This is a genomic window from Bacteroidota bacterium (assembly GCA_018692315.1).
Lineage (GTDB): Bacteria > Bacteroidota > Bacteroidia > Bacteroidales > JABHKC01 > JABHKC01.
Genome location: JABHKC010000080.1, coordinates 1 through 13329 on the forward strand (window position 1 = coordinate 1; position 13329 = coordinate 13329).

Genomic DNA, 13329 nt, shown 5'->3' on the forward strand with positions numbered 1-13329 from the left:
ACTCTTCGGCTTATAATTATTTGTGGTCGAACGGCGAAACTTCTGAAGATATTTCAGGATTAAGTGCAGGTTTATATAATGTTACTGTTTCTGATAATGATGGATGTACTGCAAGTGGAAACTATTCGGTTTCGCAACCTAGTTTACTTACCATAGCAATAGATACTTCTAACAATGTATTATGTCATGGCGGTAGCACAGGTATGATAAATTTACTAGTTTCTGGAGGAACAAGTCCATTTAGTTACTTATGGTCTAATAATTATACTACCGATCAAATTTCATTACTCCCAGCCGGTTCTTATATTTGTACAGTTACTGATTCGAATGCTTGTATCGATTCAATAACAGTTATAATTACGGAACCTGATAGCATGAATATAACAGTTACAATTAGTAATGTATCATGTAATGCCGGATCAGATGGTTCAATTAATATTAATATTTTAGGAGGAACATCACCTTATTCATATATTTGGTCAAATGGGCAAACGATAGAAGATATTTCCAATTTATCGGCAGGAAATTATGATATAACCATAACTGACAATAATTTATGTGTTCTAACAGCTTCATTTGTTATTATTGAACCTTTGCAAGCATTAGCCGGAATATATTCTCAAGTGAATGTTGCTTGCCAAGGAGATTCAACAGGTTCAATAGATTTAACAATAACTGGTGGAACCTTGCCATATAACTATTTATGGTCTAATGGACAAACCGTAGAAGACATAAACAACTTACCTACTGGAATTTACAATTTTACTATTACAGATGCAAATGCTTGTTCATATAGTGATATGGTAAATATTTCTGAACCAGAATTCCCTCTCAGTTTACAAATTGATACTTTAAATGTAGATTGTTATAATGATTCAACTGGATCAATTACCTTAAATGTAAGTGGAGGAACAACCCCATACCAATATTTATGGAGTGATGGACAGACAGTTAGCATGATTTCAGGAATTCCAGTTGGTAACTATTTCGTTACAATAACTGATACTAATTTATGTACAATCGTTGATAGTATTACAATAACAGGTCCAGATTCGGCATTATCATCATCATTGCAAATAGTAAATATTGATTGTTATGGAGATTCAACCGGGGCCATAAACTTAAGTGTATATGGAGGGACAACACCGTATTCTTACCTCTGGTCAAATGGTGAAACATCACAGGATATCTCAAATATTCCAGCAGGGAATTACTCTATTACAATTACTGATAGAAATCTTTGTCTATTGATAATTGATACTATTGTTAGCGAATCCCTTGAAATTATTCTTAGTTTAAACAGTACTGATGTTTTATGTTTTGGAGATTCGACTGGTTCAATTGATTTGACAGTTTCGGGTGGTAGTTCACCATATTCATATCTGTGGACATCAGGGCAAACAACTGAAGATATTTCTAATCTACCCGCTAATTTTTATGGTGTAACTGTAACAGATATTTTTGGCTGCTCATCAGAAATACCAATTTTCATATTCCAGCCTTCAAATCCAATTTCATATACCATTGCTACTACTGATTTAAATTGTTATAATGACTTTACAGGCGCTATTGACCTCTCAGTATTTGGCGGCACAACTCCCTATCAATTTAACTGGTCGAACATTTCTTCTTCTGAAGATCTTCTGAACATCGCTGCTGGCAACTATTTCATTACAATTACAGATACAAATAATTGTTTTGAAATAGATTCAGTATTTATTAGTGAACCAAACGAATTGACAATTACTGAAACTATTGTTGATGTACTATGCTATAATGATTCAACAGGATCAATAAGTTTAACTGTAGGTGGAGGAACGAACCCATATTCATATTTATGGTCGAACAGTGTTACATCTCAGGATAATAATCAGTTGCCATATGGGCAATATTTTGTTACAATAACAGACCAACACACTTGTACATTGATTAATAGTTTTAATATTATCCAGCCATTATCTGCACTTTCATTAGAATTGGATAGTGTCGATGTTTTATGTTTCGGAGATACTACAGGATGCACAAATGTTTCAGCTTATGGAGGAACAAGTGCATACTCATATTTATGGTCGAATGGAGTAACTTTAACAAATATTTGCAACTTAAATGCTGGTTGGTATTCTGTAACTGTAGAAGATTTTAATCAATGTAATATCATTGATAGTATAATCGTAAATCAGCCCCAATTCCCTATTTCTAGCACAATTACAACAGTCAACGTGAATTGTTTTGGAGATACAACTGGTTCAATTGATTTATCGGTATTTGGCGGAACTTCTGCATACAGTTTCGTTTGGTCTGAAAGTTCAACAACTGAAGACATTGATTCTCTATTGGCTGGCATATATTATGTAACTATTACGGATGCAAATATGTGTAATTTAGTAAGTAATGTAAATATTACTGAACCAATATCCGGTTTGAACTTAGAATTAGATAGTACCGATGTTGATTGTTATGGGAACTTTACCGGAGCTATAGATTTAACAATTAGTGGAGCAACTCCAGGATATTCCTATATTTGGTCGACAGGCTCAACAAATCAAGACATCAATAATCTTCAAGCAAATTCATATGTAGTTATTGTAACAGATGCTAATAATTGTATAGAAATAGACAGTATTATCGTAGTTGAACCAACAGAATTAACAATTGATGATTCGATTGTGCATATTGGATGTTATGGAGATACAAGTGGTTCCATCAATTTACAAATATATGGTGGAAACCCAGGATATTCAATAGAATGGAGCAACTCTTTAACAACCAACCAAATTGTAAATCTAAGCAATGGTACTTATTTGGTTACAATAACCGATACAAAATTTTGCACATTAACTGATTCATTTATTGTGAATCAGCCATTGTCAGAACTACTTGCTACTACAGACACAGCTATTGATGTATTATGTTTTGGCGATTCAACAGGTTCAATCAATATATTTCCTTTAGGTGGAACCTCACCTTATTTTTATAATTGGTCGAATACAGAAACAACACAAAATATTTCGAATTTAAATGTGGGTAATTACCAACTCACAATAACAGATAATAATGGTTGTGTCTTTAATTACAATGATACAATTAACCAACCTGATTCAATTGAAATAATTATTAATAATATTACAAACGTTTTCTGTTTTGGCGATTCTACAGGTTCAATTGAAATATCTGTTTCTGGTGGTATTGCCGGATATACATATATATGGAACAATGGAGCTACAACAGAAGATATAAACGATTTAATCAACAATACATATTCGGTAATAGTAAGCGATCAAAATGATTGTTTAATGTATGATACATTTATTGTTACGCAAACTATGGATATTATTATTATTTCATTGGACGATATAATTGATGTTGATTGCTATAACCAATTTACAGGTTCAATAGACATTTCAGTAACTGGAGGTACACCGGCATATTCCTATTTATGGTCAAACAATTCTTCTTCTCAAGACTTAAATGGACTTGGCTTTGGAGAATTTATATTAACTGTTACAGATGCATTCGATTGCGAAATGTTAGACACTTTCTATATACAACAACCTGAAAGTGCTGTATCATTGACCATTGATAACATTGAAGATGTTAAATGTTATTCAGAAAATACAGGTTTTATTGATATTCAATGCCAAGGAGGAACACCGGGATATTCGTACAATTGGTCAAATAGTTCTAGCAACGAAGATATTAGCAATCTATACGCTGGACAATATTTTCTCACTGTTCTCGATAATAATAATTGTACTTTAATAGACACATTTACTATTAGCCAACCATATGCTCTAATGATGGAAGCAAGTGTTTCAAGCTATAGCGGATATGGTGTGAAATGCTTTAACGACTCGAATGGAATGATTGAGATTAACACTTTTAATGGTACTTCACCCTACTCTTTCGAGTGGTCAAACGGCTCAACAAACGAAGATATTTACAATCTTTTTGAAGGAAATTATTCAATAACAATTTCAGATTTCTATAATTGTGAAATAGATACTACAATTAAAATAACCGAACCAAATCCTATAGATGTAGTTTACAGTACGCAAGAATCATATTGCCCTGACTCTCACGATGGCTTAATTTCAATTAATATTGCCGGAGGAATTGAACCATATTCATATTTATGGTCGAATAATAAAACAACTGAAGAAATATCAAATCTATATGCAGGCAATTATTCAATTGTGGTTTCCGATTCAAATCAATGTACCTATTATGAAGAGTTTGATTTGCAAAATTTGTATGACGCTTGCATTTTCATTCCAAATGTAATTACACCAAATGGAGATGGAGCGAATGACAAGTGGGAAATTAGAGGTTCGCACCTATACCCAAATATTGAAGTAGAATTATATAATAGGTGGGGACAGTTGATTTGGAAATCTGAAAAAGGATATAATAATAAATGGAATGGAACATCTGATGGACAACCAGTCCCGATAAATGCCTACTGGTATGTGGTAAAGCTTGGCGGAAATATTGAACCAATAGTAGGACATGTTTCTGTGTTAAGGTAAAAGTGTATTGAAAAAATATTTATAAAATGAAATAAAATTATAAAGAAGTTGCTAATGTTTTCATTTTCAATTTCTAAAAAACAAAAATGAAGTTATATAAAATATTCATATTATTATTTTTAGTTTCGATTACTGCTAAATCTCAGCAACTGCCGATGTATAGTCAGTTTCTTACAAACAGTTTTGCATATAATCCGGCTGTTACAGGAAGCGATAATTTTTCCGCAATCAGATTAACATCCCGAATGCAATGGATTGGAATAAAAGACGCACCAAAAACCACAACTCTAAGTATGCACTCAAGAATAGGAAGAACCAATTTCTATAATAACACAGGCAGAGTAAGAAACACCACTAAATTTAATAAAAAAGGAGATGTTGTAAAAACAAAGAAAATAAGCTTTAAAGGACAAGAAGCCATTGGTGCAATGATATTTACAGACAAAAATGGGCCATTCACAAGATCAGGCATTTTATTGACCGGCGCATATCATTTCGAATTCAAAAGATTTAGAAATAGAAAAAATCAAGCAACAAAATTTGCAGTTGGATTAGGCCTCTCATTATTCCAATTTCGATTAAACGAAGAAGATTTTCAGCCTTTTACAATTGATGACCAAGCCTTAACTTACGGTATCGAAAGCTCAATGATACCAGACCTAAACTTGGGATTTTATTTTTATAATTCCGAATACTTTATTGGATATTCTATTGCAAATATGATCGAAGCAAAAGTAAAACTTGGTGGCAATCATTATGGAGTGAACGAAATTGTCAAACATAATTACCTTTCTGCCGGATACAAATACAATATTAAAAGAGATTTAGATATTCAATCATCAATTCTGATTAAATCTACAAGTTACTCGGCCTCACAAGTTGATTTTAATATAAAAATGTTTTTGAAAAAAATACAATTCGGACTTTCATATCGAAACAATGGAGATCTGGCTTCAATTTTTTCAATAAAATATGGTCTTTATTTCTTTGGTTATTCCTATGATTTTTCATTCAAAAATATGACATCTTACAGTTTTGGCACCCACGAAATTGTACTTGGATATAACCTCGAAGAAAGCCTTTTTAGAGGAAAATAAGTACGGTTTTAGCATTTTGCATCCATTTTCTTCTATAAATTTTAATAATTCTATTTGGCTAAGACTTTGCCACTAAACAAATTGACCAAAGCAAGCGAAGTTATTTTGTGCGATAACAAGGCAAAAAACACAGGCATAACCATAGTTACGACGAGTATTTTTAACGAAGTTTGCGTGCAAATGATCAATCTTGAAATGCAAGTTATTTCTTAGCAATGCATAGATTCAAAACTTCCACACAAATAAAATATATTACATGAATCTTAAAAAAAAATGGCGAACGTTGACAAATATTTGATTTTTTACTCTTTATTTGTAGCTAAATTTATTCTTAATTAATTTTTGCGTAAACAATTGGTTTTATGGCAGTTATAAATATTATCGGACAAATTTTAATTCTAATCGGGTCCTTAGGCTTATTCCTTTTCGGAATGAAATTGATGAGCGAATCGCTTCAGAAAGTTGCTGGGAGCAGAATGAGGAATATTCTTGCTTCAATGACAGCAAACCGATTTAGAGGAATATTTACAGGATTTTTTGTAACCACGGCAATTCAATCCTCTTCAGCTACAACAGTTATGGTTGTAAGTTTTGTTAATGCTGGTCTGATTTCATTATTTGGAGCTGTAAGTATAATCATGGGTGCCAACATTGGAACTACTGTTACTGCCTGGATAATTTCTTTGCTGGGTTTCGGCAAACTTAGCCTTAGTGTTATTTCACTTCCGCTGATAGGCTTGGCATTTCCATTATTTTTTTCAAGCAATTCTAAACTAAAATCGTGGGGAGAATTAATAATTGGTTTTGCAATTTTGTTCATCGGACTAAATTTTTTGAAAAAAAATGTTCCTGATATGAATTCAAATCCGGAGATTTTTAATTTTCTTGCAAATTATGTACAATATGGATATTTTTCAGTTTTCCTGTTTGTAATAATTGGAACAGTTTTAACTCTGGTAATACAATCTTCGAGTGCAACTATGGCACTTACTCTTGTAATGTGCTACAATGGAATAATTCCATTCGATATGGCTGCTGCGATGGTTCTTGGTGAAAATATTGGTACTACAGTAACTGCAAATTTAGCGGCAATGGTCGGAAATAATTCAGCAAAAAGAGCCGCAAGAGCCCACCTAATTTTTAATATTATTGGAGTAATTTGGATTTTGATTGTATTTTTTCCTTTTTTGAGAGGAATTGATTGGTTAACCACTACTCGTGAAGGGATTTCGCCATTCGATTCAAATGAAACAAAACCTATTGCACTTTCTATTTTTCACTCTACATTTAACATTTTAAATACATTATTTTTAGTTGGTTTTGCCCCAACAATTGTTAAAATTGTGGAAAAATTGGTTCCCCAAAAAGAAGAAGAGGACGAAGAATTTAGACTAAAATACATTGATTCAGCATTGTTGTCAACTTCAGAAATTGCAATTACGCAAGCCAAGAATGAAATTTCAGTTTTCGGAAATCGTGTAAACACAATGTTTGAATATATTCCAAAACTTCTTGTAGAGAAGAAAAGCAAGAACTATACAAAATTGTTTAAGAAAATTGAACATTATGAGCAGATAACTGATAATATGGAAGTTGAGATAGCCAATTTTCTTACTCGAATTTCAGAAGGAGAAATAAGCTCGCGTGGTTCGAGAAGAATTAGGGCAATGCTAAAAATTGTTGATGATTTGGAAAGTGTTGGAGATATGTGTTTACAAATGGCACTTAACATTGACAAAAGAAATAACCAAAAAGCAGCCTATACTCAAAATATTCAAAATAATATAGACAAGATGTTCGAGTTGGTACAATATGCACTCGACACTATGTGCAAAAATCTTGATAATCAATACGATAATGTGCAAATTGAAGAAGCGCAAAAGGCAGAAGAAGCAATTAATTCTTATAGGAGTGAATTGAGAGAAAAGCATATTAGAGAAGTCAATTCGAGAGATTATTCCTATTTAGCTGGAGTTTCATATAGTGGCTTGTTTGCCTTGTCGGAAAAAATCGGCGATCATCTAATTAATATCACAGAAGCAATTGTAGAATTTAAATTTAAGTACAATTAATTTTGCTATTACATATTGGAACTACTCAAATTTTTTGAAAGTTTGTATCACAAAATGAGATGCTATTCGTGTAAAAAACTATTTCTTAAAACGAATAACAGTAATTCCCGAGCCGCCAAATTCAACCATTTCGTCTCCAAACCATTCTATATTTTCAACTGTTTGAATGTAATCGCGAATATATTGTCGTAAAATTCCATTCCCCGTACCATGCAGAATTTTTGCTTCAGTTATATTCAAAACTATTGCCTCGTCTATGTATTCCTTTATCGCCGAAAGAGCTTCATAAACTCTTTTCCCACGAATATCGATATTATGCTTGAAATTTAGCATTTTATCGTGCTTGTCCCATCCTACAGACAGTTTCGAACTTTTTGGAGTTCGATTGTGTTTTGCAAATTCTTTAAAACTAATTTTTTCAACCTGATCTTTTTCAATCGTTGTCATTAAATTTCCGAAAGCAATAATCCATTTCTTTTCATTCATTTCAACAAGTTCTCCAACAATATCTTGTTCTTTCAATCTGACTTTGTCGCCAATCCTAATTGTATTGTCAATATTTTTCTGTAGTTTTTCTTCAGTTATTTTAGATGTTTTTAACCCAGGATATTGATGCCGAATTTGTTTTTCCTTTCTCTCAATTTTCTTAATTTTTTCTTCATTACTTTTCTCATTAACTTTTTCTTTCTTTTCAAGCTCAATTTTATATTTCTCTAATTCTAAGCGGGCTATTTTAGTTTTTTCTTTATCAGCTTGTGTTTCTTTAATTTCACGAATGGTATTTTCTATTTGCTTATTTGCACCATTTATCAACTTTTTTGCTTCCTCGTCTGCTTCTCTAATTATTTTTTTTCGTTGCTTCTCAGTAACTTTTATATCGTTCGTATAATTTTCGATTAGCTCATCCAGTTTTTTTTCCGATTGACGTATTTTTTTTCTTTTGTTTTCCCAATATCGTTTATCGCGTACAACTTCTCTCAAAAGCTTATCAAAGTTTGTTTGGTCTTTTCCAACTTTTTCGCTTGCCAATTTCAAAATATTTTCAGGCAATCCTATTTTTTTAGCAATTTCGAATGCAAAAGAACTTCCTGGTTTTCCAATTTCTAATTTATAAAACGCTTGCATTTTATGATTATCGAAAAGCATGGCTCCATTTTCAATGCCTTCATTATTAGCTGCAAATTGTTTCAAAGATGTATAATGAGTAGTAATTACACCTTTTATCTTCAATGAATTAAGTTCATCCAAAATAGATTCGGCAATTGCAGCTCCAAGCATTGGTTCGGTTCCAGTTCCAAATTCATCGATAAGAATTAGACTTTCAGAATCGGCATTTTTCAGAAAAAACTTCATATTTAGCAGATGTGAACTATATGTACTCAAATCGTTTTCTATTGATTGTTCGTCTCCTATATCAATAAAAATCCTACTAAAAATTCCAATTGTTGATTCTTCATTCACAGGAATTAGCAATCCACATTGCAGCATATATTGCAACAAGCCAACAGTTTTTAAACAAACAGATTTCCCTCCGGCATTAGGTCCTGAAATCAGGATAATTCTTTGATTTTTATTAATTTTAACATCTAAAGGCACAACCTTTTTTCCTTCTGCTCTATGAGAAATAAAAAGCAAAGGATGAATAGCCTGATGAAATTCTAATTCTTGAGTTTTTTGTAATTTTGGTTTAACTCCTTTAATTTGAATTGCGAAAAGTGCTTTGGCACGAATAAAATCAATTGTTCCAAGAAGTTGATAAATTTCGAAAAGCTCATTAAGATACGGTCTGACAAAATTTGCAAATCCAATTAGAATTTTTAATATCTCTCTCTTTTCAGAATATTCTAATTCTCTAATTTCATTGTTTGTGTCGAAAATCTCCATTGGCTCTACAAAAGCAGTTTTCCCAGTTGCCGATTCGTCGTGAACAAAACCTTTAATTCTTTTCTTATTGGAGGCATTAATAGGAATAACCATACGACCATTCCTAATGGTTACAGACACATCTCGATCTACCAAACCTTCATTCTGAATATTTTTAAGGATATGCGACATTCGCTTTGAAACGCCACTCTGTTTCTGAAAAAGTTCATTTCGAATATTTTGCAAACTTGGTGAAGCATTGTCCCTTATTTTACCATGTTTATTTATGGTTTTATTTATTTTGTCGAGAACAAAACGAGGGAGTGAAATATTCTGAAAAAGCTTTTTTAATGTTGGGAAATCTTCCTCAGACTTATTTTCAAAAAATCGGGCTAAAGAAAAACCTGTCTCTAATGAACGCTTAAAATCAAACAGCTCGTAAATTTCAAAATATGCTCCTTCAATATATATTTTTTTCAGAAAAGGAGTAATATCAATATAATGATTTATCGGAAAATTACTTTCGTTTTCGATAATTTTTACAAATTCTTCAACCTGCGAAATTGAAGTTTTTACATGATCAAAAGATTTTGAAAATTGCAAATTCTCAACTGTTTTTCGACCTAATTCGCCGATACATAAATTTTTAAGCATCTTGCGAATTTTTTCAAATCCTATTTTCGATTCAAAATTGGGAGGATATACCATTTGCTTTTTTTGAGTGTGTTTGGTGTTTTAATATTGAAAAAATACAAAAACCTTATTTTATTCTTAAATAGAATTTCATTTGAAATTCTCATCTCAAAATTTCAATTAGTTTATGAAATTGCTCTATTTATAAAATCATTAAAAGGCTTCATAAGTTTAAATACATCAAGAGCAATTTTTTCAAAAGATTTTCCAAGAATTTCTTCATCACTCAACTCATGCACAACAATATAGCTTTTGTATTTAAGCAATTCTATATCAGGAAATTCTTTTGAAAATCCTCGTGGAGGATTTTTTAATTTTTCGCCATAAAATTCTTTAAAATGTTTGCTGAAATTTTTATTGGCAATGATTTTCTTAAATTCAACTACATTATTAAAAATCCCTTCCCTGATAGCTTTTAGTTCAGGCGATTGTGGCATATGAACTCCGCCACCGAGAAACGACATATTCGGCTCTACATGAAGATAATATCCGGCAAAACCGCTTTTTTTCCCACCTCTAACTATATAGGCTCCAAAATTTGGTTTATATGGAGTTTTGTCTTTCGAAAATCTGACATCCTTAAAAATTCTGAAAATACAGTCTTTTGCTACAACATTCTCAATATCGCTGTCAAATATTGAAATTTCACTTATTAAAGAATTAACAAGTGTTTCAAATTCGGTCTTTGCAAAATTGTATTTTTCTTTATTTGCATGAAACCATTCTCTGTTATTATTATTTTTTATTCCTTCAAGGAACTCAAATATTTCTTTTTTTATCATAATTTTGTCAATTAATTTTTTGTAAATTTACTAAATGCAAATATAAAGCAACCGCAAAATTAACCAAACGTCATTGATATATGAAAAAAATTGCTGCGATTGTTGCAGGTGGTAGCGGAATTAGAATGCAGAGTAAAATTCCGAAACAATTTTTACTACTATGCGGGAAACCTGTTTTAATGCACACAATTTCAAGATTTTTTCAGTACGATAATAAAATTGAAATTCTTGTTGTTTTACCTGAAAATCAATTTGAAAGATGGAATAGTTTATGTTCGGAATTTAATTTTGACATAAAACATAAGCTCATTTCTGGCGGAACAGAAAGGTTTTTTTCGGTAAAAAATGCTCTTTCAAATATTGAAATTAATGGCCTTGTTGCTGTACACGATGGAGTTCGTCCACTTGTTAATGTCAAAACTATTAAAAATTGTTTCGATTCGGCAGAAAAAATGAATAGCGGGATTCCAGTAGTTGACATCAAAGAATCTATCAGATTTGTTGATGGAGATAGAAATTTTTCGGTAAATAGAGAAAATTACAAGACGGTTCAAACTCCTCAAGTATTTAATCTCAAATTACTGAAAGAAGCATATTTACAAAAATATGAAAGCAGTTTTACGGACGATGCCCGTGTTTTTGAAGCTGCCGGAAATTCAATTTGTTTAGTTCAGGGAAATATTGAGAATATAAAAATAACAGATAGTTTTGATTTAGAAACTGCTGAAAAAATTATGAATTTTTTGTCATATCAATAATATTAATGTAATTTCGTATAATTTTAATTTAAAAAACTTTTAGTTATGAAAAAAGTATTAAGTGTTTTGTTAATGGTAGTTTTTGTATTTGGCTTATCAAGCAACATTTTTTCTCAAAATAATAAGGTTGCAAAAAAAGATGTTATAAAATTAACGCAATATTCGCAACATGAGCTACATAATAGGTCATTTGTTTTTTTCAATACTTTTATTGAAGAAGAGCAAAATACATTTATTAAAAAGGATGTTGATGAAGATTGGATAGTTGGGTTTTTCACAACAAAACTTGATAATGTTGCTGAAGAAATTAAGTATAAAGTTACCGTAAATGTTCGCGAAGGCGAGTACGATTACAACTTTACTGAGGTAATAATGCCAGAAGGAGCAAAAAATGAGGTTGACAAATTTTTCAAAAGAGTTGGTGAAGTTTTAGAAAAAACAATGATTACTAAAGAACCTCAAAAGTTATAATTTTAGTTCTATTAATTCATAAGAACTTTTAAAAAGACCTGCATAAATGCAGGTCTTTTTTTGTTTGTACAATCTAAAAATCTACTTCCCAGAAGTTTGACAATTCTGAAAATAGCATGAATGGCATATATTTAACCTATAGATTGCTAATAATTTTATCATTCAAATAATTTGCAAACTGATAAAGTTTCTGCTCTTCAAAACTATCTGCATAAATCTGAATTCCAAAGGGTGAACCATTCGAATGCTTTCCAAGCGGAATCGAAATTGCAGGAACTCCGGACAAATTTGCCTGAACATTAAAAATATCCTCTAAATACATTGAAGTGGCATCTCGAAATTTTTCACCAAAACTAAAAGCAGTTGTTGGCGTAGTTGGCAGAATTATAAAATCGTAATCCATAAAGATTTTTTTTGTTTCATCAAAAATCAATCGGCGAATTTTTTGAGCTTTTTTGTAAAAATCATCTTCAACATTTTCGCTCAAAACATAAGTTCCTGCCATAATTCTACGCTTCACTTCGCTCCCAAAAGCTTGCGATCTTGTTTCTGAAATTTGTGAAAAATAGTCTTCCATCGAAGAAGCTCTATAGGCGTATTTAATTCCATCGTATCTTGCCAAATTCGACGATGCTTCCGCTGTAGTCAAAACATAATAGCAAGGAACTAAATAATCTGCCAACTCAAATTTCTTAGAGTTCACCATATGACCACAGTTTTTGAGAGTGCTAATTGTTTCAAGAAATTTGCTTTTAATCTCTAAATCTAATTTTTCGTGCTCAAGATTTTCTTCGAAATATGCAATCTTAAATTTCTCTTTTATTTCACTTTTTATGGAATAATTCCCAATCTTATTATATGAACTGGTGGTATCATTTTCATCCTTTCCAGCTATAACTTCTAAGATTTTAGCATTATCTGCAATGTTTGGATATACCGGAGCAAGCTGACCCCCTCCGAGCGATAAAAAAAATGTTGTTTTTCTGAGTGAAATTTGTCTGTCATTCCGGCAGATGTTGACCCCTTTTTTGCGGCGGCGGCTTTCGAGAAACGGAGCATGTTGACCC

8 protein-coding genes are annotated in these 13329 nt (G+C 31.7%); 5 read left to right on the top strand and 3 right to left on the bottom strand.

Going from position 1 to position 13329, the window contains the following annotated elements:
• The 3 genes from HN894_06505 to HN894_06515 form a co-directional block, all read left to right on the top strand.
• On the top strand, positions 1 to 4526 hold a 4526-nt coding region (locus HN894_06505; GenBank protein ID MBT7142972.1), incomplete at its 5' end, for a T9SS type B sorting domain-containing protein.
• A gap of 86 nt (positions 4527 to 4612) precedes the next feature.
• Complete coding sequence (locus tag HN894_06510; GenBank protein ID MBT7142973.1) at positions 4613 to 5623, top strand: PorP/SprF family type IX secretion system membrane protein; 1011 nt, start codon at positions 4613 to 4615, stop codon at positions 5621 to 5623.
• 362 nt (positions 5624 to 5985) lie between these two features.
• The gene (locus HN894_06515; GenBank protein ID MBT7142974.1) at positions 5986 to 7695 is read left to right on the top strand and encodes a Na/Pi cotransporter family protein; all 1710 of its coding nucleotides are present in this window, start codon (positions 5986 to 5988) and stop codon (positions 7693 to 7695) included.
• Between the two features lie 78 nt (positions 7696 to 7773).
• Here the strand turns inward: HN894_06515 and HN894_06520 are convergent, their stop codons facing one another.
• On the bottom strand, positions 7774 to 10266 hold the full coding sequence (locus tag HN894_06520; GenBank protein ID MBT7142975.1) for an endonuclease MutS2: 2493 nt from the start codon (positions 10264 to 10266) through the stop codon (positions 7774 to 7776).
• 110 nt (positions 10267 to 10376) lie between these two features.
• Positions 10377 to 11033 carry a DUF2461 domain-containing protein gene (locus HN894_06525; protein ID MBT7142976.1) on the bottom strand — a complete coding sequence of 219 codons (657 nt, stop codon included), beginning with the start codon at positions 11031 to 11033 and terminating at the stop codon, positions 10377 to 10379.
• A gap of 80 nt (positions 11034 to 11113) precedes the next feature.
• On the opposite strand from HN894_06525, the gene HN894_06530 reads away from it, so the two are divergent.
• Both HN894_06530 and HN894_06535 read left to right on the top strand, forming a co-directional pair.
• Positions 11114 to 11791 (top strand): 2-C-methyl-D-erythritol 4-phosphate cytidylyltransferase, encoded by a 678-nt coding sequence (locus tag HN894_06530; protein MBT7142977.1) that lies wholly within the window; start codon positions 11114 to 11116, stop codon positions 11789 to 11791.
• Positions 11792 to 11836: 45 nt separating this feature from the next.
• Positions 11837 to 12262, top strand: coding sequence for a hypothetical protein (locus HN894_06535; protein ID MBT7142978.1), 426 nt, complete (start codon positions 11837 to 11839; stop codon positions 12260 to 12262).
• A gap of 136 nt (positions 12263 to 12398) precedes the next feature.
• Here the strand turns inward: HN894_06535 and HN894_06540 are convergent.
• On the bottom strand, positions 12399 to 13329 hold a 931-nt coding region (locus HN894_06540; protein MBT7142979.1), incomplete at its 5' end, for a hypothetical protein.

What these genes read in the sequence shown, in the direction of transcription:
- HN894_06510 (MBT7142973.1), top strand. Translation starts at nt 4,613, where the DNA reads ATGAAGTTATATAAAATATTCATATTATTATTTTTAGTTTCGATTACT.
- HN894_06515 (MBT7142974.1), top strand. Translation starts at nt 5,986, where the DNA reads ATGGCAGTTATAAATATTATCGGACAAATTTTAATTCTAATCGGGTCC.
- HN894_06520 (MBT7142975.1), bottom strand. Translation starts at nt 10,266, where the DNA reads ATGGTATATCCTCCCAATTTTGAATCGAAAATAGGATTTGAAAAAATT.
- HN894_06525 (MBT7142976.1), bottom strand. Translation starts at nt 11,033, where the DNA reads ATGATAAAAAAAGAAATATTTGAGTTCCTTGAAGGAATAAAAAATAAT.
- HN894_06530 (MBT7142977.1), top strand. Translation starts at nt 11,114, where the DNA reads ATGAAAAAAATTGCTGCGATTGTTGCAGGTGGTAGCGGAATTAGAATG.
- HN894_06535 (MBT7142978.1), top strand. Translation starts at nt 11,837, where the DNA reads ATGAAAAAAGTATTAAGTGTTTTGTTAATGGTAGTTTTTGTATTTGGC.